Source organism: Actinomadura sp. NPDC049382, from assembly GCF_040677125.1.
GTDB lineage: Bacteria > Actinomycetota > Actinomycetes > Streptosporangiales > Streptosporangiaceae > Spirillospora > Spirillospora geliboluensis.
Genome location: NZ_JBFARO010000003.1, coordinates 197,244 through 218,466 on the forward strand (window position 1 = coordinate 197,244; position 21,223 = coordinate 218,466).

Annotated in this window: 18 protein-coding genes, 1 tRNA gene and 1 riboswitch; of the genes, 13 read left to right on the plus strand and 6 right to left on the minus strand. The window is 71.9% G+C overall.

The features are described 5' to 3' along the window. The 4 genes from AB0K34_RS03445 to AB0K34_RS03460 form a co-directional block, all read right to left on the minus strand. A tRNA-Gly gene (locus tag AB0K34_RS03445) sits at nt 1–72 on the minus strand. A 42-nt stretch (nt 73–114) separates the two neighbouring features. Beyond that, complete coding sequence (locus AB0K34_RS03450; protein ID WP_205719471.1) at nt 115–894, minus strand: methyltransferase domain-containing protein; 780 nt, start codon at nt 892–894, stop codon at nt 115–117. Nucleotides 895–925: 31 nt separating this feature from the next. Next, nucleotides 926–1,957, minus strand: coding sequence for a hypothetical protein (locus AB0K34_RS03455; protein WP_364545007.1), 1,032 nt, complete (start codon nt 1,955–1,957; stop codon nt 926–928). Continuing rightward, the gene (locus tag AB0K34_RS03460) at nt 1,950–3,347 is read right to left on the minus strand and encodes an N-6 DNA methylase (RefSeq protein WP_364545010.1); all 1,398 of its coding nucleotides are present in this window, start codon (nt 3,345–3,347) and stop codon (nt 1,950–1,952) included. Before AB0K34_RS03460 ends, AB0K34_RS03455 begins: the two co-directional genes overlap by 8 nt. A gap of 104 nt (nt 3,348–3,451) precedes the next feature. Here AB0K34_RS03460 and AB0K34_RS03465 point away from each other — a divergent pair, with 104 nt between their 5' ends. The 4 genes from AB0K34_RS03465 to AB0K34_RS03480 all read left to right on the plus strand — a co-directional run bounded on the left by AB0K34_RS03465 (nt 3,452) and on the right by AB0K34_RS03480 (nt 7,560). Further along, nucleotides 3,452–4,546 carry a hypothetical protein gene (locus AB0K34_RS03465; RefSeq protein WP_364545013.1) on the plus strand — a complete coding sequence of 365 codons (1,095 nt, stop codon included), beginning with the start codon at nt 3,452–3,454 and terminating at the stop codon, nt 4,544–4,546. A gap of 45 nt (nt 4,547–4,591) precedes the next feature. Continuing rightward, entirely contained in the window at nt 4,592–5,728 is a 1,137-nt protein-coding gene (locus AB0K34_RS03470) for a glycosyltransferase (protein ID WP_364545015.1), read from the plus strand. A 136-nt stretch (nt 5,729–5,864) separates the two neighbouring features. After that, nucleotides 5,865–7,118, plus strand: a complete 1,254-nt coding sequence (locus AB0K34_RS03475; protein ID WP_364545017.1) for a lipase family protein — start codon at nt 5,865–5,867, stop codon at nt 7,116–7,118. Between the two features lie 58 nt (nt 7,119–7,176). Then, nucleotides 7,177–7,560 carry a DUF6221 family protein gene (locus AB0K34_RS03480; RefSeq protein ID WP_364545020.1) on the plus strand — a complete coding sequence of 128 codons (384 nt, stop codon included), beginning with the start codon at nt 7,177–7,179 and terminating at the stop codon, nt 7,558–7,560. Here AB0K34_RS03480 and AB0K34_RS03485 read toward each other — a convergent pair. Beyond that, nucleotides 7,557–8,186: a uridine kinase gene (locus tag AB0K34_RS03485; protein ID WP_364545022.1), complete on the minus strand. Its 630-nt coding sequence runs from the start codon at nt 8,184–8,186 to the stop codon at nt 7,557–7,559. The genes AB0K34_RS03480 and AB0K34_RS03485 overlap by 4 nt on opposite strands. A gap of 67 nt (nt 8,187–8,253) precedes the next feature. Then, nucleotides 8,254–8,335: riboswitch (S-adenosyl-L-homocysteine riboswitch) on the plus strand. A 24-nt stretch (nt 8,336–8,359) separates the two neighbouring features. Between AB0K34_RS03485 and metH the strand changes: the two genes are divergently transcribed. Then, nucleotides 8,360–11,965 carry a methionine synthase gene (gene metH / locus AB0K34_RS03490; RefSeq protein WP_364545025.1) on the plus strand — a complete coding sequence of 1,202 codons (3,606 nt, stop codon included), beginning with the start codon at nt 8,360–8,362 and terminating at the stop codon, nt 11,963–11,965. A 113-nt stretch (nt 11,966–12,078) separates the two neighbouring features. Here metH and AB0K34_RS03495 read toward each other — a convergent pair whose 3' ends face one another. Beyond that, nucleotides 12,079–12,855, minus strand: coding sequence for a DUF2249 domain-containing protein (locus AB0K34_RS03495; RefSeq protein ID WP_138640416.1), 777 nt, complete (start codon nt 12,853–12,855; stop codon nt 12,079–12,081). A 59-nt stretch (nt 12,856–12,914) separates the two neighbouring features. Here AB0K34_RS03495 and AB0K34_RS03500 point away from each other — a divergent pair, with 59 nt between their 5' ends. From AB0K34_RS03500 to AB0K34_RS03535, 8 genes are all read left to right on the plus strand, one after another. After that, a complete protein-coding gene (locus tag AB0K34_RS03500) occupies nt 12,915–14,105 on the plus strand; it encodes a hypothetical protein (protein ID WP_364545028.1) in 1,191 nt (396 codons plus the stop codon). Next, entirely contained in the window at nt 14,102–16,621 is a 2,520-nt protein-coding gene (locus tag AB0K34_RS03505) for a multicopper oxidase domain-containing protein (RefSeq protein WP_364545031.1), read from the plus strand. Before AB0K34_RS03500 ends, AB0K34_RS03505 begins: the two co-directional genes overlap by 4 nt. Nucleotides 16,622–16,637: 16 nt before the next feature. Beyond that, nucleotides 16,638–17,936 carry a HEAT repeat domain-containing protein gene (locus AB0K34_RS03510; protein WP_364545034.1) on the plus strand — a complete coding sequence of 433 codons (1,299 nt, stop codon included), beginning with the start codon at nt 16,638–16,640 and terminating at the stop codon, nt 17,934–17,936. A 780-nt stretch (nt 17,937–18,716) separates the two neighbouring features. Beyond that, complete coding sequence (locus AB0K34_RS03515) at nt 18,717–19,082, plus strand: hypothetical protein (RefSeq protein ID WP_301174431.1); 366 nt, start codon at nt 18,717–18,719, stop codon at nt 19,080–19,082. A 37-nt stretch (nt 19,083–19,119) separates the two neighbouring features. After that, nucleotides 19,120–19,347 carry a hypothetical protein gene (locus AB0K34_RS03520; protein WP_301174430.1) on the plus strand — a complete coding sequence of 76 codons (228 nt, stop codon included), beginning with the start codon at nt 19,120–19,122 and terminating at the stop codon, nt 19,345–19,347. Nucleotides 19,348–19,384: 37 nt separating this feature from the next. Next, complete coding sequence (locus AB0K34_RS03525) at nt 19,385–19,624, plus strand: hypothetical protein (protein ID WP_301174429.1); 240 nt, start codon at nt 19,385–19,387, stop codon at nt 19,622–19,624. A gap of 38 nt (nt 19,625–19,662) precedes the next feature. After that, nucleotides 19,663–19,926, plus strand: a complete 264-nt coding sequence (locus AB0K34_RS03530) for a hypothetical protein (RefSeq protein ID WP_301174428.1) — start codon at nt 19,663–19,665, stop codon at nt 19,924–19,926. A gap of 218 nt (nt 19,927–20,144) precedes the next feature. Further along, nucleotides 20,145–21,170, plus strand: a complete 1,026-nt coding sequence (locus AB0K34_RS03535) for an SRPBCC family protein (RefSeq protein WP_301174427.1) — start codon at nt 20,145–20,147, stop codon at nt 21,168–21,170. The last annotated feature ends 53 nt before the right edge of the window (nt 21,171–21,223 follow it).

A 21,223-nucleotide genomic window follows, 5' to 3' on the forward strand; every position in this document is an offset into this window, starting at 1 on the left:
CCAGCGTGGCGGGTCCCGCCCCCGCGCCCTCCGGGATGGAAGCCCGGTGCTCTGCTGCTGAGCTACACGCTGTTCACGAACACGCTAAAGATCGGCATTTCCGGAGGCAAAGCATTAATCGGTCGGAACCCGTCCCCAGGCGGAGATCAGCGGCGCCAGGGTGAGACCGAGGCGGTCCTCGGCGATCGCCGCGAGCAGCCGCCGGAGCTCCCCGCTCGTGGCGTGGCCGCCGGCGATGAGCCGGTCCTTGACCTGGAGGATCGTCGCGGCCTCCAGCAGCCCGCAGGCGGGCGACGCGATCGGGAAGTACGCGTCAGCGCGGACGTCGGTGAGGCCCGCGTCCCGCAGGACCCGGGGGAGCGTGCGGCCGTAGGCGAGGTCGGCTCCGCGCTCGGCGAGCAGCTTGCGGAACCCGCGCCGGACGCTGTTGGCGAGGCGCTCGTCCGGCCCGCGCTCGTCGGGGCAGGCGAGCGGCTGCAACTCGGGGTCGGCGTCCTCGATGAGCAGCACCCCGCCGGGACGCAGGCTGTCGACCATCGTGCGGAGCGCCGCGTCCCGGTCGGCGAGGTGCACCAGCACCAGGCGCGCGTGGACGAGGTCGAACGGCCCCTCCGGCGGCGCGTCGCGCACGATGTCGTGCCGCCGGACCTCCACCGGCGCGTCCCGGAGCCACGACACGTCGATGTCGGTGGCGAGGACGTGCCCGCTCTCGCCGACACGTCCGGCCAGCCAGGTCGGGACGGACGGCCACCCCGCGCCGACCTCCCAGCACCGCCACCCCTCGCCCACCCCGAGGTCGTCCAGGTGCCGGAACGTCCACGGGTCGAACAGCTCCGAAAGGGCGGCGAACCGGTCCCCGGCCTCGACTTGCCGGTTGCTCAGCAGATACTCCACCCGTCGATGATGGCGCGGTCCGGCCGGAACGTCACGGGATCAGCCGGGGGAGAAGGGCGTCGCGGAGCGCCGTGAGGGCCCGGGTCTCGGTCGTGGCGGCCTCCACGCGGGTGGCCAGGGGCGCCACGAAGCCCTGGAACTCCCGGACGCGGGCGTCGCCCGGCCACGGGATCTCGAACGCGGCGATGTCGGGCCAGCGGGCGCGCGGCATCCGGGTGCCGTCGCCGACGGCGGACGCGTGCGCGACGACCTCGTCGCTCGCCAGCGCCGCGAGCAGCCAGCCCCGGTGCGCGGGCTCCTTCGGCCGGACGACGAGGATGTCGGTCGAGGCGACGCCGTCCACGAACGCGAGCCCGGCCTTGTGGAAGGAGGGCCGCAGCTTGCCGAACAGGATGTCGCCGGACGCGAAGCGCAGTTTCGCGCTGGTGACGCCGGACGCGTCCGCCCACGCCGACAGCCACATGCGGCGCTTCGGCATGTGCTCCAGCGCGATGTAGTTCTCGGCGCCGCCGATCCGCGCGGGCGGGACGTTCGCCCGGACGAGGTCCCCGAGTTCGCCGATGCGGACCGAGGCCCCGGCGCGGGATGACGCGTAGCGGGCGCGGACGAGTTCGTCGGCGCAGGCGGCGATGCGCTCGTTCACCGCGATCTTGTCGTCCAGGGCGCCGAGGACGGACGCCGCCGAGTCCTGCTGCGCCCTGGTCAGCCGCCCGGTCGTGAGCCGATTCAGGATCCCGTGCGTGAGGAGCGGCTGCCCCGAGCCGATGCGGTACCGGTTGAGGCCGAGCCGTTTCAGCAGGTAGTAGACGTAGCGCGGGTTCACGCCGTCCTTCGGCGTCGCGATGATGGCGTTGTCGGTGACCCAGCACGGTTCCGGGCTGTAATGGACGGCGCCGCAGTAGGAGCCCACGCGTCCGACGATGGTCGTGTGCGCGGCGGCGTTGAAGTCACCGGACGTGCCGATGACTCCGTTGGCCCCAAAGGTGCGGTAGGCGGAGCCCCCGGCGGGACGCGACTTGCCGTTCGCGAAGGTGACGATCTCGCCGAGCGCCACGTCAGCCATCCAGGCGCCCCAGCTCCGTCCGGACGACCTCGTCGAGCCGCGCCGACTCGTCCAGGTGCGCGAGCAGTTCGCGGGTGAGGCGCGCGACCTCGTCGTCCGCCGGCTCCGCACCGGACGAGGCCCGAGCGGCGCCGACGTACCGGCCGGGCGTGAGGACGTGGTCATGGGACCTGATCTCGTCCAAGCCGGCCGAATGGCAGAAACCCGGGACGTCCGCGTGGCCGCCGCTGCGCCAGGAACGGTACGCGCCCGCGATCCGGGCGATGTCGTCCCCGGTGAGGACGCGTTCGGTGCGGTCGACCATCGTCCCCATGTGCCGGGCGTCGATGAACAGGACGCGGTCCTGCGGGGTCCGGTCGAGGAACCACAGGCACGCGGGGATCGGGGTGCTGCGGAAGAGCCGGTCCGGCAGCGCGACGACGCACGACACCAGGCCCGCCTCGACCAGGGCCTCGCGGATCCCGCCCTCGCCCGACTGCCGGGACGACATCGAGCCGTTCGCCATCACCACGCCCGCGCGGCCGCCCGGCCCGAGCTTGGAGATGATGTGCTGGATCCAGGCGAAGTTGGCGTTCCCGGCGGGCGGGACGCCGTACCGCCAGCGCGGGTCGCCGGGGTCGCGGTACCAGTCCGACATGTTGAACGGCGGGTTGGCCAGCACGTGGTCGGCCTGAAGGTCCGGATGCGCGTCCGCGTGGAAGGTGTCGGAACGGCGGATGTCGCCGGAGATCCCGTGCACGGCGAGGTTCATCTTGGCCAGCCGCCACGTCCGCTCGTTGGCCTCCTGGCCGTGGACGGCGATGTCGTCCAGCCGCCCCCGGTGGCTGAGGACGAACTTCTCCGCCTGGACGAACATGCCGCCCGAGCCGCAGCACGGGTCGTACACCCGCCCCTTGAACGGCTCCAGGATCTCGACGAGCAGCCGCACCACGCAGGGCGGCGTGTAGAACTCGCCGCCGCGCTTGCCCTCCGCGCGGGCGAACTTCTCCAGGAAGTACTCGTAGACCTCGCCCAGCACGTCCCGCGCGGCCCGCCCGCCGAACCGGACGTCGCCGATCACCGCGACGAGCTCGCCGAGCCGCCGCTGGTCGACCCCGGTGAAGATCTTCGGGAGTGCGCCGTCGAGGGCGGGGTTGGCCCGCATGACGGCGTCCATGGCCGCGTCGATCCGCGCGCCGAGCCCGCCCTGCTCTCCGGGCTCTCTGGGCTCGCCGGTGAGGTCCGCCCAGTGCGCACCGTCCGGCACGGTGAACGACCCCTCGCCGGACGCGTCGGAGACGTACTTGAGGAACACCAGCCCGAGAACGAAGTCCTTGTACTGCGCCGCGTCGACCGAGCCCCGCAGCGTGCCGGCCGCCTTCCAGAGGGCCTTCCAGAGGGCATCGTCCACCCGCGTGACTCTAGCGTCCGCCGCCGCGTCGCCCGGCGGCCGAAGCGAGCCGATTCCCGGAAACGTCCCAACGGTGTGTAATGATTCGATTACCATCGGCGTTCATGGGAGAGCGGGCGCACTATGTGATCAAGGACGGCGGCTCCTGGGAGCTGTACTACTCCCAGTGGGGCGGGTACTCCATCGAGCTGGACATGCTCCCCGGGCCGGAGTTCGCGGAGCGGTTCGCGCGCGGGCAGCGGCGCGTGGACGCGTGGATGAACGAATGCGAGTGCAGCGGGGCGGCCCTCATCGACCGCGGCGAGCGGCGGCTGCTCTGGTTCTCCGACTGCCTCGACGGCCCCGCCTACCGGGCCGCGGCGCTCGCCGCCCTCCGGCGGACCTGGCCGGCGGGCTGGCGGCTCGACTGGGCCTACGACGGCCTCCGCGAGATCGCCGGCGCGGTCGGGCAGGACGAGCGGGGCGTGCGCCGCTGGAGCGGCATCCCCGTGCCGGACGACATCCGCACCCCCGAGCAGTTCATGGCCGCGCTGCCCCAGTTCGAGCTGAACCCCGACGTCTACCCGCCCGGTAGCGAGCTGCCGAGGGAGCTGCCGATCCCGGTGCCTCCGGTGCGGCCGGCCGAAGAGGCGTCCCCGGCGACCCTGGTCACCGTCGTCCGGGGCGGCGTGACCCGCGCCTACATGGCCCGCGCCACCGCGTCCATGGTGATCGAGAACGGCGTCGCCTCGCTGGACGCCTACCGGGGCTGGTCGCCGGTCGTCTCCTGGCCCGCCTTCCCGGACGAGGGCGTCCACCTCGACGCCGATGCCGAGAGCGCGGGCGTCTGGACGCTCCGCACCCTCGACCGCGTCCTCGACGAGGCCGGCGCGCACTGGCCCGGCTGGCGGTGGACGCCCTGGCAGGACCGCTACCACGAGCACCTGGCACTCGCCGCCGGAGCGATCGTGCTGCCGGTGCCCGACCAGGCGGCCGGGCTGCGCAGCCTCGCCGCGGAGTTCGAGCGGCACCAGAAGCTCGACGCCGGGACGCGCGGCGCGGCCACCTCCCTCGCCGTCGTCGGCGCGCTCACCTCCGCCGCCGAGGCCGCCGAGGCGCGGCTGCGGACGGCGATCGACAACATGTGCGCGCACCGTCCGGCGGACGTGACCGCCGAGGAGCGCGCCCTCGTCCGCTCGGCGTTCGACGCGCTGAGCTGACCCGGCTGGTGGACGGCGCCCCGGCGCGGTGCCACGCTGCGGAGAATGGTGATCGTGGACGTCGCGGCGGTGGCGGCACTGGCCGGATGGCTGTACCTGGCGTTCGGCCACGGCGCCTTCTGGCGCACCGGGCCCGGCCTGCCGGACGCGCCCGACCCGCCCGAGTGGCCGGAGGTCGCGGCGGTCGTCCCGGCCCGCGACGAGGCGGCGATCCTGCCGGAGACGCTGCCGACGCTCCTCGCCCAGGACTATCCGGGCGCGTTCCGGGTGGTCGTGGTCGACGACGGGAGCAGCGACGGCACCGGCGAGACGGCCGCCCGGCTCGGAGCGCGGGCCGTCCCCGCGCGGGAGCGCCCCGAGGGGTGGGCGGGCAAGGTGTGGGCGATGGCGGAGGGCGTCCGCGCCGCCGGCGAACCCGACCTCTACCTCTTCACCGACGCCGATATCGCCTACGTGCCCGGCACCCTGCGGCGGCTCGTCCGCGCGGCCGCCGGGGAGCGGCGCGACCTCGTCTCCCAGATGGCGACGCTGAGCGTCCGCACCCGCTGGGAGCGGGTGATCGTGCCCGCGTTCGTGTACTTCTTCGCGCAGCTCTACCCGTTCCGCCGCGTCACCCGCGACGGGGCCCGCACCGCCGCCGCGGCCGGCGGCTGCATGCTCGTCCGGCGCGACGTCCTGGAGAAGGCGGGCGGCGTCGCGGCGATCCGCGGCGCGCTGATCGACGACGTCGCGATGGGACGCCTCATCAAGCGCGCCGGCGGGCGCTGCCGCCTCGACCTGAGCCGGGACGTGGTCAGCCGCCGCCCCTACCCGCGCCTCGCCGACCTGTGGATGATGATCGCCCGCAGCGCCTACCACCAGCTGCGCTACTCGCCCGCGCTGCTGGCGGGCACCGTCCTCGGCCTGCTGCTGCTCTATGCCGTCCCGCCCGCCGCGACCATCGCCGGGGCCGTCGCCGCTGACAGCACGGCGCTGGCCGCGGGCGCCGTCGCCTGGGCGCTCTTGACCCTCACCTATGTGCCGATGCTCCGGTTCTACGGCCTGTCGCCGTTGCGCGCCCTCGGGCTGCCGCTCGTGGCGCTCATGTACGCCGCCATGACGGTCGATTCCGCGCGCCGCCACCGCGCCGGCAGGGGCGGCGCGTGGAAGGGGCGCACGGTCCGCGCGCCGCTGCGGGACTGAGGCCGCCGCTTTTGTCGCCGCACGACAAAACCGGCGGCGCCGATGTGTTCCGGGCTTCATTGGAGTAAGTGTCCAATTACGTTACGGTCGGGTGGCCGTCACGCCGACGGCAGGCGAAGACGAAGGGTTGCCCGCCATGTCCATCACCGTCCGCCGGGTGCTGCGCACCGTGGCGGCGTCCTGCGTCGGGCTCGCCATGGCGGCGACCGCCCTGCAGGGCACCGCCGCCGCAGCACCGCAGGACACCAGCCCCCCGGCCGAGGATCCGTTCTACACGCCGCCCCCACCGCTCCCGGCGGGCGCTCCCGGCGACGTCATCAGGTCGCGCCCCGCAGTGTTCAGCATGGACCCGATCGGCCGTTCGCCGTACGAGGGCGTCACGTCGTGGCAGGTCCTGTACCGGTCGGAGACCGTGCAGGGCGCGCCGACCGCCGTGTCCGGGATGGTGCTCGTCCCGACCAAGGCGTGGACGGGCCCGGGCAAGCGCCCGCTCGTCTCCTACGCCGTCGGGACGCGCGGCCTCGGCGACGCGTGCGCCCCGTCCTACACCCTCACCCAGGGCATGGACTACGAGATGTTCTTCGTCGCGGACGCGCTCAGCCGCGGCTGGGCCGTCGCCGTCACCGACATGGAGGGCCTCGGCACGCCCGGCCAGCACACCTACGAGGTGGGCGGCTCCCAGGGCAAGGCCGTGCTGAACATGGCGCGGGCCGCGCAGCGCCTCCCGGACGCCGGCCTCGGCGGCTCGCCGGTCGGCCTGTGGGGCTACTCGCAGGGCGGGACGTCCTCGGGCTGGGCGGCGCAGCTGGCCGACAGCTACGCGCCTGAGCTGGACATCAAGGGCGCGTTCGCGGGCGGCGTCCCCGCCGACCTGCTGGCGGTCGCCAAGGGCCTGGACGGCTCCCCGTTCGTCGGCCTGATGTTCATGGCGGCGGTCGGCTACGACACCGCCTACCCCGAGCTGGACCTGGAGAAGTACCTCAACGACGCCGGCCGCGAGCTGCTGAAGAAGGCCGAGAGCCTCTGCCTGGTCAGCGTCGACGGCATCGGCACCCTCGCCGGGACGCTGTTCAAGAAGATCAGCGACTACACCACCAGCGACCCGCTGGCCACGCCCGAGTGGCGGCAGCGGCTGGACGAGAACAAGCTCGGCTCCACCGCCCCGTCCGTCCCGGTGTTCCAGACACAGGCCGTCTACGACGAGATCATCCCGTTCGCGCAGGCCGACACCCTGCACAAGGCGTGGTGCGCGAAGGGCGCGAACCTGACCTGGAAGACCTACACGTTCGCCGAGCACGCGACCGGCATGCTCTGGAGCGAGCCCGACGCGATGGCGTTCCTGTCCGACCGGTTCGCGGGCAAGCCCGTCACCGGCAACTGCGCCGCCTGATTCCGATCACTTGAACTCCATGGGGCCGTCCCGTCCTCGCAGAGGGCAGGATGGCCCCATGGACTTGGTGGAGTTCCTCCGCGCCCGGCTGGCCCGGGACGAGCAGATCGCCCGCGACTGCGCGTCCGCCCCCTGGAAGGCCACGCCCTCCGGGACCGTCGACACCGACGCGGACGCCCCCGCCTTCGTCGCCAAGGCCGAGAACGACGCCTACGCCGAGCACATCGCCCGCCACCACCCGGCCCGGACGCTCGCCGAGGTCGCCGCCAGGCGCCGGATCGTCGACGACTACGAGAAGAACGCCTGGATCCTGGGGCAGGGCCATCGCACGTCCGAGTCGGAGGCGGCGCAGGCCGTCCGCGAATCGGTGCTGCGCCTGCTGGCCCTCCCGTACGCCACGCACCCCGCCTACCAGGAGGAATGGCGCCCCGGAGCGGCCTAGGCGGCGGTGATCAGCGCCGGGTGCTCGGGGTCGTCCACCTTCAGGACGACGTCCGCGGTGCGCACCGGGTCCACCTCCGCGTCGTAGCGCGCGTAGGCGGGCAGCGTCCACATCCGGTCATCCGGCGTGCGGCGCGCGAGAGCCCCGGCCGACAGCGTCAGATGGACGGTCAGTTCCAGCGGCAGGCCCCGGCCGAGCAGCAGCGATCCGTCCAGCAGGCACACCCCGCCGGGCTGGACGTCCACGTACCGGGCCCGGGTCGCCCGGTCGCGCTCGGCGTCCCACAGGCTCGGCAGCACCCGCCCCGTCCCGCCCGGCTCCAGCGGCGCCAGCACCTCCCGGACCAGCCCGTTCACATCGAGCCACTCGTCGTAGAAGGCGTCGGGGTCGTCCCGCCCGAACTCGTAGCGCAGCGACGCGGGGCGCAGGAAGCCGCGCGCCGACACCCGGACCACGTCCCGCCCGAGCGCGCGCAGCGGCGCGGCGAGCGCGTCGGCGAGATCCCACGGAGCCGCAGGTGGCGCGCCGTCGACCGCGACCCGGAGCCGTGAACCGCGCCCGGCGGCGGCGATCCGCTCGGAGAGTTCGGTGACCACCCGTGACGGTGAGATCGGTCGCGCGCGCATCACCTCATCGTGCCCGCATCGTGGGACGCGACTGACACACCGGATCTCGGGAAGGTAACCTCGGAACGGGTCCGAGAGGCGCTGCAACGGGCGTCAGCCCGCCACGCTCGGGCCCGGCACACCGACTTCCGCAAGGGCGCCTCCCACATGAGCTGGGAGGTGCTCGAAAACCTATGACCCACACGAATCTGCGCGAGCTTCTGGACGAGCGGATCGCGGTGCTCGACGGCGCCTGGGGCACGATGCTCCAGGGCGCGGGGCTGAAGCCCGAGGACTACCGCGGCGACCGCGTCGGCGGCGACCACGCCAAGGACGTCACCGGCGACCCCGACCTGCTCAACCTGACCAGGCCGGACGTGATCCTGGACGTCCACCGGCAGTACCTCGGCGCCGGCGCCGACATCACCACGACGAACACCTTCACCGCGACCCGCATCGCCCAGGCCGACTACGGCCTGGAGTCGCTGGTGCACGAGATGAACGTGCAGGGCGCCCGGCTCGCCCGGCAGGCGGCCGACGAGTTCGGCGGCCGGTTCGTCGCCGGGTCGGTCGGCCCGCTCAACGTGACCCTGTCGCTGTCGCCCCGCGTCGAGGACCCGGCCTACCGCACCGTCACGTTCGACCAGGTCAAGGAGTCCTACGCGCAGCAGATCGCCGGGCTCGCCGAGGGCGGCGTCGACCTGCTGCTGATCGAGACGATCTTCGACACGCTGAACGCGAAGGCCGCGATCGCCGCGGCCCGCGAGGTCGCCCCCGAGCTGCCGCTGTGGATCTCGGTGACGATCGTCGACCTGAGCGGCCGGACGCTGTCCGGGCAGACCGTCGAGGCGTTCTGGCGGTCGATCGAGCACGCCGACCCGCTCGCCGTCGGGGTGAACTGCTCCCTCGGCGCCGCGGAGATGCGCCCGCACGTGGAGGAGCTGGCGCGGATCGCCGGCACCTACGTCGCCAGCCACCCGAACGCGGGCCTGCCGAACGCGTTCGGCGGCTACGACCAGACGCCCGAGGAGACCGGCGCCCTGCTGCGCGACTTCGCCGAGTCCGGCCTGGTCAACCTGGTCGGCGGCTGCTGCGGGACGGGCCCCGCGCACATCGCGAAGATCGCCGAGGCGGTGCGCGGCCTCGCGCCGCGCGAGGTGGCCAAGCCGGCGAAGGCCAGCCGGTTCAGCGGCCTGGAGCCGTTCGAGATCGGCGCCGACACCGGCTTCATCATGATCGGCGAGCGGACGAACGTCACCGGCTCCAAGCGGTTCCGCAAGCTCATCGAGGCGGGCGACCACCAGGCCGCGGTCGACGTGGCGCTGGAGCAGGTCCGCGGCGGCGCGAACCTCCTCGACGTCAACATGGACGCCGACCTGCTCGACAGCGAGCGGGAGATGACGACGTTCCTCAACCTGATCGCGACCGAGCCCGAGGTGGCCCGCATCCCGATCATGGTCGACAGCTCCCGGTGGAGCGTGCTGGAGGCCGGGCTCAAGACCGTCCAGGGCAAGGGGGTCGTCAACTCGATCTCCCTGAAAGAGGGCGAGGAGCCGTTCCTCGCGCAGGCCCGCCGCATCCGCGACTTCGGCGCGGGCGTCGTCGTCATGGCGTTCGACGAGACCGGCCAGGCCGACACCGCCGACCGCAAGGTCGAGATCTGCGCGCGCGCCTACGACCTGCTCACGCAGAAGATCGGGTTCCCCGCCGAGGACATCATCTTCGACCCGAACGTCCTCGCCGTCGCGACCGGCATCGAGGAGCACAACGGCTACGCGAAGGCGTTCATCGACGCGCTGCCCCGCATCAAGGAGCGCTGCCCCGGCGCCCGCACCAGCGGCGGCATCTCGAACCTGTCGTTCTCGTTCCGCGGCAACGAGGTCGTCCGCGAGGCGATGCACTCGGCGTTCCTGCTGCACGCCGTGCGCGCCGGGCTCGACATGGGCATCGTGAACGCCGGGCAGCTCGCCGTCTACGAGGACATCCCCGCCGAACTGCTCGAACTCGTCGAGGACGTGCTGTTCGACCGCCGTCCCGACGCCACCGACCGGCTCGTGGCGTTCGCCGAGACCGTCAAGGGCAAGGGCACCGTCCGCGAGGTCGACCTGTCCTGGCGGGACGCGCCGGTCGCGCAGCGCCTCTCGCACGCCCTCGTGCACGGCATCGTCGACTTCATCGAGGAGGACACCGAGGAGGCCCGGCAGCAGGCCGCCCGTCCGCTCGACGTCATCGAGGGCCCGCTGATGGACGGCATGAAGATCGTCGGCGACCTGTTCGGGTCCGGGAAGATGTTCCTGCCGCAGGTGGTGAAGAGCGCGCGCGCCATGAAGCGCTCCGTCGCCTACCTGGAGCCCTTCATGGAGAAGGAGAAGGAGGAGGCGCTCGCCGCCGGGCGCGTCCAGCAGGACCGCGGCCAGGGCAAGATCGTCCTCGCGACGGTGAAGGGCGACGTCCACGACATCGGCAAGAACATCGTCGGCGTCGTGCTCGGCTGCAACAACTACGACGTCGTCGACCTCGGCGTGATGGTCCCCGCCGCCAAGATCCTCGACACCGCGATCGCGGAGAACGCCGACGCGGTCGGGCTGTCCGGGCTGATCACCCCGTCGCTGGACGAGATGGTCTCCGTCGCCGCCGAGATGGAGCGGCGCGGCATGCGGCTGCCGCTGCTGATCGGCGGCGCCACCACGTCCCGCCAGCACACCGCCGTGAAGATCGCGCCCGCCTACGCGTCGACGACCGTGCACGTACTGGACGCCTCCCGCGTCGTCGGCGTCGTCTCCGACCTCCTCGACGAGGACCGCGCCGCCGCGCTCGACGCCGCGAACCGCGAGGAGCAGGCGCGGCTGCGCGAGCAGCACGAGAAGAAGCAGCGCCGGCCCATGCTCACCATCGAGCGGGCCCGGGAGAACCGGGAGAAGGTCGACTTCTCCGACCTGCCGACGCCCGACTTCACCGGCGTCCGGATCGTCCAGCCCGACCTCACCGCGATCCGCGAGATGATCGACTGGCAGTTCTTCTTCCTGGCCTGGGAGCTGAAGGGCAAGTACCCGGCGATCCTCGACCAGCCCGTCGCGCGCGAGCTGTTCGACGAGGGCAACCAGCTGCTCGACCAGATCATCGCGGACGGCGCGTTCGAGGCGTCCGGCGCGTACGGGTTCTGGCCGGCGCACTCCGAGGGCGACGACATCATCCTGGAGGGCGGGCCGCGCTTCCCGATGCTGCGGCAGCAGACGTCCAAGCCGGAGGGCCGCCCGAACCGCTGCCTCGCCGACTACATCGCCCCCGCCGGCGACCACCTCGGCGGCTTCGCCGTGACGATCCTCGGCGCCGAGGACCTCGCCGCGAAGTTCGAGGAGCAGAACGACGACTACAAGGCCATCATGGTCAAGGCCCTCGCCGACCGGCTCGCCGAGGCGTTCGCCGAGTACGTCCACCTGGAGGCCCGCCGCGCCTGGTTCGAGCCCGGCGCCGAGCCCGACCTGGCCGACCTGCACGCCGAGCGGTTCCGCGGCATCCGCCCCGCGCTCGGCTACCCGGCGAGCCCCGACCACAGCCTGAAGCAGCAGCTGTTCGACCTGCTGGACGCCGGCCGCCTCGGCATGAAGCTCACCGAGTCGTTCGCGATGGCGCCCGCCGCCAGCGTCAGCGGCCTGATCTTCGCGCACCCGGAGTCCCGGTACTTCACGGTCGGCCGCGTCGGCAAGGACCAGATCGAGGACTACGCCGTCCGCTGCGGCCTCCCGGTCGCCGAGGTCGAGCGCTGGCTCGCCCCGAACCTCGCCTACGACCCGTCCTGACGGGCTTCGCGAACGTCCAGACGGGCTTCGCGAACGTGCTGACGGGGTTCGCGAACGTGCGAAACGCCTGACGGCCGCCGCGCCGCGGCCGTCAGGCGTGCTCTCGCCCGAGGTCAGGGACGGCCGATGCGGACCTTCCACACCTCGGGACCCGACTCCTCGTAGTCCCAGGTGAACTCGCCGGGGTGCTCGGCGGCGAACTGGTAGTACAGCGGCTTCGGGTCGTGGTCGTTGACGAGGACGAACGCCGTCCCGGCGGTGAGCCCGCCGAACGCGGCGAAGATCTGCTGGTGGCGCTGCGCGGGGACGAGCGTCCGCACGTCCAGCTCGCCGTCGGCGACCTCGGCGGTCGCGCCCGGCGTGCCCGGGTCGTCGTGGCCGCCGCAGGTGCAGTGGTGGTCGCCGCCGTGGGACCCCTCGTCCTTGCCGAGGATCTCGTGCATGCCGTCGAGGAGCGTGTCGAGCTTCACACCGGCGTCCACGAGCGCGGGCAGGATGAGTTCGTTCTCCTTCTCCAGGTGCGACTGGAACAGGGCGTTGACGGCCGCCGCGGCGCCGACCGCCTCCGCGGGCGTGCGGGCCGCCTCCAGCGCCGCGACGCGGTCCCGCAGGACGGCGTGCTCGCGCAGCATGGCCCGCAGCAGCAGCCGGGCCTCCGGCACCTCCTCCGCCGCCTTGTAGAGCGTCGCCTCCTCGGCCTCGGCGTGCGGGACGATCTCCTCCTTCAGGAACGCGACGAGCGTGTCGCGCCGCTCGTAGGGGGCGACGAGCTGGTCGACGGCGCGGGCGATGGTGAGCGCGTGGTCGGCCAGGGTCCGGCCGAGCCGCTCGTGGTGGTCCAGGATGGCCCGCACCGTCTCCTGCTGCGGGCTCGCGGTCGATGTGGTCATGCGCACTCCTCGATGCCGGCGTATTTTTCACAACGCTGCTTGTATTTATAATAGCTGCCATGGAGAATCAGGGAGCCGGGGTACACGGCCGAAGCCCCCGGGCCGCACCCCGCCTCGCGGCGCGCCGGCTACCGCTGCTCGCCGGCGCGCTGCTCTCCCTCATCGCCGGGCTGTGGGGCGCCCTCACCCTGCTGGACGTCGACGTCCCGCTGCCGCGCACCGCGTTCGCGCAGCAGCACGGCCCGCTGATGGCGCTCGGCTTCCTCGGCACGCTGATCTCCCTCGAACGCGCCGTCGCCCTCGGCCGCCCCTGGGCTTACGCGTCGCCCGCCCTCGCCGGCCTCGGCGCCCTCACCACCGCCGCCGGGTTCGCCGCCCCCGGACGCGTGCTCCTCACCGCCGCCGGCGGCTGGCTCGTCGCGGTCTACATCGCCGTCCTCGGCCGCCGAACCGGGCGGGACCTCGCCGTCCAGACCGCCGGCGCCGTCGCCTGGTACGCCGCCGGGCTGCTGTGGATCGGCGGCCGCGGCGTCGGCGACATCGTCCCGTGGCTCGCCGCGTTCCTCGTCCTCACGATCGCGGGCGAGCGCCTCGAACTCGCCCGCGTCGCGTTCCTCGGCCGCCGCGCCTCCGACGGCCTCGTCGCCACCGCCGCGCTGATCGGCGCGGGCGCCGCCGTCTCCGTGTGGTGGGCCGAACCGGGCTGGCGCCTCACCGGCCTCGGCATGGCCGCCCTCGCGGGCTGGCTCGCCGTCCACGACATCGCCCGCCGCACCGTCCGGGGGACCGGCCTGCCCCGCTTCGCCGCCGCCTGCCTCCTCGCCGGGTACGCCTGGCTCGCCGCCGCCGGCACCATCTGGCTCATCGCCGGACGTCCCGGCGGCGGCGCCTACGACGCCGCCCTGCACGCGGTGTTCCTCGGCTTCGTGATGTCGATGGTGTTCGGGCACGCGCCGGTGATCCTGCCCGCCGTGCTGCGGATCCGGCTGCCGTACCACCCCGTCCTGTACGCGCCGCTGGTCCTGCTGCACGCTTCGCTGCTGCTGCGCGTGGGTGGCGACCTGGCGGGCTCTTCCGTGGCGCGGACGGCCGGGGGAGTGCTCGGCGAGGTGTCGCTGCTGCTCTTCGGCGCGTGCGCGGCGGCCGCGTCGCGGCTGGTGGGAGGCGTCAGGCAGCAGCCTGCGGGAGGGGCCGCGCCGCGGCCTGCGGGAGGGGCCGCGCCGCGGCCGGTCGAAAGGGAACGGTCATGACGTCCATCGGCATCCGCCCCAAGGTGGGCCCGCCGCCCCCGACGCCGCGCCGCCCGCGTGCGACCTGGCACGCCGCCGCCAACGGGGTCGTGCTCGTCTGGCTGGCGCTGACCGTCGCCGCCGCGCTCGTCCGGCACGAGCTGCCCGCGCCGCGCTGGCTGCTCATCCACCTGTTCCTGCTCGGCGCGGTGACCAACGCCATCGTGACGTGGACGGAGCACTTCGCGTCGGCGCTGCTGCGCGTCCCGGCACCGCCCGACTGGTGGCCGGTGACGCGGCTCGCCGCGCTGAACGCGGGGATCGTCGCGGTGCTGTACGGGGTCTCCGAAGGCTTCCCGTGGGTGGCGGTCGGTGGCGCGGTCGCGGTCGTGGGCGTGGTCGCGGCGCACATCAGCGTGCTGGCCCTGCGCGGCCGAAGCGCCCTGGGCGGGCGGTTTGCGCACGTCGTCGGCTGGTACCTGTGGGCCGGCGCGGCCCTGATCGTGGGCGGGACGCTGGGCGGACTGATGGCGTCCGGCCGCGTCCCGTCGCAGTGGCACGCGCCGATGCGCGAGGCGCACGCCCACGTCAACATCCTCGGCTGGGTCGGGCTCGCGGTGCTCGGCACGCTGTTCACGCTGTGGCCGACCGTCCTCCGCACCCGGATGGTGGACGGCACGGGCCGCATCGCACGCTGGTCGCTGCGCGTCGCCGTGCCGGGTCTGGGGATCGCGGTGGGCGGCCTGCTCGCCGAACTGCGCTGGATCGTCGTCGCCGGACTCGTGGTCTACGCGGGTGCTGCGGCGCTCGCCCTCGTCCCGTTCGTCCGGACACTCCTGCAGCGGCGCCCGCACACGCCCGCGTCCTGGATGCTCGCCGCCGGAACACTCTGGTTCGCCGTGACACTGCTGGCGGACGCATCCCGGCAGAGCCTCTCGGGGCTGCTCCCGCTCGTGCTGGTCGGCTTCGTGGGGCAGACGCTCCTGGGCGCGCTGACCTTCCTGCTCCCGGTCGTGCTGGGCGGCGGCCCGGCGGCGCTGAAGGCGAACGCCGGGCTCATCGAGCGCTTCTGGATCGTCCGGGTGGCGGCGATCAACGTCGCGGTGCCGCTGCTCGTCCTCCCGGTGCCGGCATGGGCGAACCGGGGTGGCTGGATCGTCGTCCTGGCCGCGCTTGCTGCGTTCGTCCTGCTGGCGGTGGCGACCATTCTCCGCTCGCACCGGCCGTCACCGGTCGTCGCGGGCATTACTGCCGGGGTTGTCCTTTCGGCCCTGGCTGTGGGGGTGGCGGCGGGCAGCAGCGATTCGTCTCCCGGGACCGTGGCCGCGTCGGGGACGCGTGTGGTGGACGTGACGTTGGCGAACATGCGGATCCGGCCGGGGACGATCGAGGCCGCGCCCGGGACGCGGTTGGTGTTGCGCGTGACCAACAAGGATGCGATGCAGCACGACCTGCGTTTGGCGTCGGGTCAGGCGACGCCAATGTTGGATCAGGGAGAGTCGGCGACGCTGACCGTGCCGCCGTTGAAGGGGGCCGTGGACGGCTGGTGCACTGTCCCGGGACATCGTGCTGCCGGGATGACGATGCAGATCAAGACGACCGGCGCGCATGCGGGGCATGATCCATCGGCGGCGCCGTCGATGGATCACCAGGCGATGGGCATCGGCCAGCTCGATCTGTCGGCCCGTCCGTCGGCGGGCTGGAAGCCCTATGACGCCTCCCTCAAGCCCGCCCCTGGGGCGAAGGAGCATCGGGTGGAGTTGCGTGCCACCGACCGGGAGTTGGAGGTGGCGCCAGGCGTCCGGCAGACGATGTGGACGTTCGGCGGCAGCGTCCCCGGCCCGGTGCTGCGCGGCAGGGTCGGGGACGTGTTCGTGATCACCCTGGTCAACGACACGACCATGGGTCATGGGATCGACTTCCACGCCGGCAGCCTGGCCCCGGACGTACCCATGCGGACGATCCAGCCGGGGGAGCGGCTGACGTACCGGTTCACCGCTGAGCATGCCGGGGCGTGGCTGTATCACTGCTCGACGATGCCGATGCTGCAGCACATCGCCAACGGCATGTACGGCGCCGTCGTCATCGACCCACCGAACCTCCCGCGCGCCGACCGCGAGTACGTCCTGGTCCAAGGCGAGCTGTACCTCGGCACGCCCGGCTCGGAGGCGCAGGTGGGCAAGATGCGCGACGGCCGCCCGGACGCGTGGATGTTCAACGGCACCGCCGCCGGCTACGACCACGCCCCGCTCACCGCCCGCACCGGTGACCGCGTCCGCGTCTGGGTGGTGGACGCCGGACCCTCCTCCAGCACCGCATTCCACATCGTCGGCGCCCAGTTCGACACCCTCTACAAGGAGGGCGCCTACCTGCTGCGCAAGGGCGACCCGGGCGGCGCGCAGATCCTCGACCTGGCCCCCGGCCAGGGCGGCTTCGTCGAAACCGTCGTCCCCGAAGCGGGCCACTATCCCTTCGTCGACCACGACATGCGACACGGCGAATCCGGCGCCCACGGAATCCTGAAAGTCACTGACTGATGCAATCATCCTGTCCGTGGAGATACAGGCTCTTATAGAGCGACTGGCCGGACCGGACCACAAGTCCGCGAGCGATGCCTTGGTCCAGCTCGGCGCCCCGGCCGTGCGCCCCGTCCTGGACGTCCTCTGCGACGAGGACTCACCGGTCGAGTGGAGCACCAGCGCAACCGTGCTGCGCAATATCGGGCGTCCTTCCCTGGACCCGCTGCTCGAAGCGATAGCGGCGGCCCCCACCACCGAGGTCGCCCGCCGCTGCGGCTGGGCGCTCTGCGGCCTGAAGCTCGACGACCTGTCGGCGCTGGTCCCCGGTCTGCGGCACCCGAGCCCGACCGTCCGCGCGGACGTCGCGTACACGCTGCAGTTGAAGGGCGAGGCTGCTCTTCCTTATGCCCCCGACTTGATCGCCCTCTTGGACGACCCCGACGCCGACGTCCGGCAGCGCATCATCTGGGCCCTCCAGGGAATCGGCCCCGAGGTGCTGCCCCTGCTCAGGGATGTCCGTCGCTCCAGCACCGCAGGCCGCCGCCGCGTGCCCGCCCTACAGGCCATCGCCGCCATTGCCGGACCGTCCGCCATGGAGGACCGCGACCAGGACCTCATCCGGCGCCTGATTCGCATCAAGCTCGCGAACGAGACGCCGGAACCCATGCACCTCTGCGGCGCCTGGTACGCCGTCCCGACGACCGACCAGAAGGCCGTCCTGGAGGCGTTCGGCCTCAGCGACCCCGAACCGGTGACGATGCGGCTCGGCCAGTCGGCATGGACCAACGACACCCACGCGGACGCCGAGCATGGCGGCTGCTCCCGCGTGTACGTCTCCCCGGCCTTCGACGGCTGGACGCTGGTCTTCGGCCATCACTCTGAAGACGCCCACCTGATCAGCGGCCTGGGCGACGACGGGAACGAGGACGAGGACGACGAAGCCTTCCGCGACATCGTCCTCGCCCGCTGCCGGAGCCTGAGCGACCACTTCGGCACCGTCCACTGGTACGGCGTGAGCGGCGGCGACGGATGGACGTCCTGGTGCATCGCCGAGAAGGGCGAGATCGTCCGCTACTACGACTCCGAGGAGCCGGAGGAGCAGTTCGGCTCCCTGGCCGCCGAGGAGGGCCACCACCTCCCGGACCTCGAAGAGTTCGGGGACGACGACCTCCCCGAAGACCTTGAGACCGCCGACGCCACCACGATCGCCGAGCAGCTGTCGGTGAACCCGGAGGCACTCGGCCCGCACACCCGCGTCGAGGGCCACGGCGTCCTCGCCCTGACCGCCTGCGGCCGCGCCCACGGCCACCCCCAAGGCGCCCTGGAAATCTGACCCACCCCAACCCACCCCGCCGAGGCCGGCCCACCTCCGGCCTCGGCCCCCTCCACGAGACCGCCGACGTAGGCGTCGCGTACATCCGGCACTCGCCCTTCTGGCCCCATCTACCCCCAGCCAACAGGCAAAGCAGACACCTCGCATCACCCTGTCTGACCAGGTGAAACAGTCCACCCGGGCCAAGTCGTCAAATGACCCGCCTCCGAGCGCCTTTAACGCTCCGCGAGCCTATGATTACCGTTAGTTTGCTCGTCATGCCATCAACCGATCACGAGATGCCACTCGAGTTGGTCCGTGAGAAGCCCGTGCTCGCCCCGGTGATCCTGCAGACCGTCTTCGGGTTGGACATCCCCTACGATGCCGCGACCCTGTCCTCGGAGTCGTTCGCCGGTCTGAGCCCGGCCGAGCTGCGCTGCGACGCCACCGTCGTCCTCGACGACCCCAAGAAGCCGAGCCACGGAATCATCGTGGAGTCCCAACTCAAGTTCGACGAGGACAAGATCTTCAGCTGGCCCGCCTACGCGGCACTGCTCCGGCACCGCCACAGGTGCGGAGCGACCCTGCTGGTCTTCTGCCCCAATGCGGCGGTCGCGGAGCGCTGCGCCCAGCCGATCGACATGGGCCATCCCGAATGGGCGCTGCGGCCCCTGACCGTCCACCCCGGCATGCTGCCCCCCCGTCACCGACCCCGACCAGGCCCGCCAACTCCCCGAACTGGCGGTCTACAGCGCCCCCGCCCACGCCGATGGCCCGCACGCCGAAGCCGTCCTGACCAGCGTGGCCGCCGCCATCGCCGTCGTCGCAGCCAAGGAGCACGACCACGGTTGTCTGTACGATGATTACCTGGCTGAGCAGTTCTCCGAAGCCGCCCGAAAGCTCCTGGAGGAGATCGTGAAGACCGCCGGCTACGAGTGGAAGTCCGACTTCGCCAAGAAACACCGCGCCGAAGGCCGCGTTGAGGGCCGCGTTGAGGGACGCGCCGAGGGGGAGGCGAAGGCGCTCCTCGTGGTGCTCGAAGGTCGCGGGATCGCGGTTCCCAATGAGGTGCGTAAGCGTGTCATGGGCTGCACCGACTCCGACCAGCTCGAGCGTTGGCTCAAGCGCGCTGCCGTGGTCGAGCGGGCCGAGGACCTCCTGGACTGAGGCTCGGCCCGGACTGCCCATACTGCGGGAGGGCACGATGATGCTCGTGGGCTACGAGTGGAGGTCCGACTTCGCCAAGACCCACCGCGCCGAAGGCCGCACCGAAGGCGAGGCGAAGGCGCTCCTCCTGGTGCTGGAAGGTCGCGGGATCGCGGTTCCGAACGAGGTGCGCAGGCGTGTCCTGGGCTGTACCGACTCCGATCAGCTCGAGCGTTGGCTCAAGCGGGCTGCGGTTGTTGACCGGGCTGAGGACCTCCTGGACTGACGCCCGGCCCGGACTGCCCATACTGCGGGAGGGCACGATGACGCTTGCGGGCTACGAGTGGAAGTCCGACTTCGCCAAGGCTCACCGCGCCAAGGGCCGTGCCGAGGGACGTGCCGAGGGGGAGGCGAAGGCGCTCCTTCTGGTGCTGGAAGGTCGTGGGATCGCGGTTCCCAATGAGGTGCGTAAGCGCGTCATGAGTTGTGTCGACTCTGACCAGCTTGAGGGCTGGCTCAGGCGCGCTGCGGTCGTTGACCGGGCTGAGGACCTGCTGGACTGACGGTTGGTTCAGTCCTGCCGATATTGCGGGAGGGCACGATGACGCTTGAGGGCTATGAGTGGAAGTCCGACTTCGCCAAGAAACACCGTGCTGAGGGCCGCGCCGAAGGCCTTGCTGAGGCGCGTGCTGAGGTGCGTGCTGAGGGGATGGCGAGGGCGGTTCTCATTGTGTTGGAGGCTCGGGGGATCACTGTCTCGGGCGAGACGCGTCAGCGCGTTACGAGCTGCATGGATACCGATCAGCTTGAGCGTTGGGCCAAGCGTTCGGCCCTCGTAGACAAGGCCGAAGACCTCTTCGCCTGACGTTCCCTGCGGCCCCGCCCACTGTGCATGTGGGCGGGGCCGTTTGGTGTCTGGACGCCCTGCTGCGGCGAAAGGGGTGGCGCTGTGGAGACGCGGTGGGGGTGGCAAGGGGCGGTAGATCTTTGCTTTTTGCTGGTCAGGGGCGGGGGGCGGTCGTTTCGTGGCGATTTCTGGGGCTATGGCGGGGGTGTACGAGGCATCGTCTACCGAGCGAAGTGATGACCATGGCGGACACGGGCGGCGGAGACCAGAGCAAGGAGCTACCCGTTGAGCAGCTCAAGGAAGCCGGCCGGGATCTCGTCCAGGCGCTCATGGTGCGGGCGATCACGGGGGCCAGCGGGAAGATCCAGGACATGACCCAGCGGCTGACCGACGCCGCGGACGGTGGGGACACCGGCACGAAGATGGCCGCCGCGGGCGCGAAGAAGCTCGCCGAGGGGGAGTCCCCGCTCAAGGCGGGGGTCAGCGCGGGCATGACCGGCGCGAAGGAGAAGGTGAAGAACGCCCTGCCCTTCGGTGGCGGTAAGGACGGCGGGGACGGCAAGGGGACCGGTGGCGGTCCCAAGGTGGTCAACATCATCGAGCAGTTCGATGTGGGACTGCCGCGCCGTGTCGCCTACGACCAGTGGACGCAGTTCGCCGACTACCCGACCATCACGCGGAAGGTCGAAAGCGTCGAGCAGGAGTCGGACGAGAAGATCAACTGGCGGGCGCAGATCTTCCTGTCGCATCGCAGCTGGGAGTCGAACATCATCGAGCAGGTGCCGGACGAGCGGATCATCTGGAAGTCCAAGGGATCCAAGGGCTACGTCGACGGCGCCGTGACGTTCCATGAGCTGGCCCCGACCATGACGCGGATCCTGCTGGTCGCCGAGTACCACCCGGACGGCTTCGTGGAGAAGACCGCGAACCTGTGGCGGGCCCAGGGGCGCCGGCTCCGCCTGGACTTCAAGCACATCAAGCGCCACATGATGACCCAGGCTCTCCTCAAGCAGGAGGAAGTCGAGGGCTGGCGCGGCGAGATTCGCGACGGCGAGGTCGTCAAGACCCATGAGGACGCCCTCAAGGAGGAACAGGAGAAGCAGGAAGGCCAGGAGCAGCAGAAGGATCAGGAGGAGGAGAAGGACCAGAAGGAGCCAGAGGGCCAGGAGGAGCCGGAAGGCCAGAAGGAGAAGGAGGAGCCAGAGGGCCAGGAGGCCGAGAAGGAAGCCCGCGACAAGGAGAAGGCCGGGAGCAGTGCCTGAGAGCCCCGACGTTTTCGCTGGTAGGCGTCGGGTAGCGGGTCGTGACACGGAGG

What these genes read in the sequence shown, in the direction of transcription:
- AB0K34_RS03470 (WP_364545015.1), top strand. Translation starts at nt 4,592, where the DNA reads ATGGTGATCGTGGACGTCGCGGCGGTGGCGGCACTGGCCGGATGGCTG.
- AB0K34_RS03530 (WP_301174428.1), top strand. Translation starts at nt 19,663, where the DNA reads ATGACGCTTGAGGGCTATGAGTGGAAGTCCGACTTCGCCAAGAAACAC.
- AB0K34_RS03480 (WP_364545020.1), top strand. Translation starts at nt 7,177, where the DNA reads ATGGACTTGGTGGAGTTCCTCCGCGCCCGGCTGGCCCGGGACGAGCAG.
- AB0K34_RS03525 (WP_301174429.1), top strand. Translation starts at nt 19,385, where the DNA reads ATGACGCTTGCGGGCTACGAGTGGAAGTCCGACTTCGCCAAGGCTCAC.
- AB0K34_RS03455 (WP_364545007.1), bottom strand. Translation starts at nt 1,957, where the DNA reads ATGGCTGACGTGGCGCTCGGCGAGATCGTCACCTTCGCGAACGGCAAG.
- AB0K34_RS03520 (WP_301174430.1), top strand. Translation starts at nt 19,120, where the DNA reads ATGATGCTCGTGGGCTACGAGTGGAGGTCCGACTTCGCCAAGACCCAC.
- AB0K34_RS03485 (WP_364545022.1), bottom strand. Translation starts at nt 8,186, where the DNA reads ATGCGCGCGCGACCGATCTCACCGTCACGGGTGGTCACCGAACTCTCC.
- AB0K34_RS03500 (WP_364545028.1), top strand. Translation starts at nt 12,915, where the DNA reads ATGGAGAATCAGGGAGCCGGGGTACACGGCCGAAGCCCCCGGGCCGCA.
- AB0K34_RS03475 (WP_364545017.1), top strand. Translation starts at nt 5,865, where the DNA reads ATGTCCATCACCGTCCGCCGGGTGCTGCGCACCGTGGCGGCGTCCTGC.
- AB0K34_RS03535 (WP_301174427.1), top strand. Translation starts at nt 20,145, where the DNA reads ATGACCATGGCGGACACGGGCGGCGGAGACCAGAGCAAGGAGCTACCC.
- AB0K34_RS03495 (WP_138640416.1), bottom strand. Translation starts at nt 12,855, where the DNA reads ATGACCACATCGACCGCGAGCCCGCAGCAGGAGACGGTGCGGGCCATC.
- metH (WP_364545025.1), top strand. Translation starts at nt 8,360, where the DNA reads ATGACCCACACGAATCTGCGCGAGCTTCTGGACGAGCGGATCGCGGTG.
- AB0K34_RS03465 (WP_364545013.1), top strand. Translation starts at nt 3,452, where the DNA reads ATGGGAGAGCGGGCGCACTATGTGATCAAGGACGGCGGCTCCTGGGAG.
- AB0K34_RS03505 (WP_364545031.1), top strand. Translation starts at nt 14,102, where the DNA reads ATGACGTCCATCGGCATCCGCCCCAAGGTGGGCCCGCCGCCCCCGACG.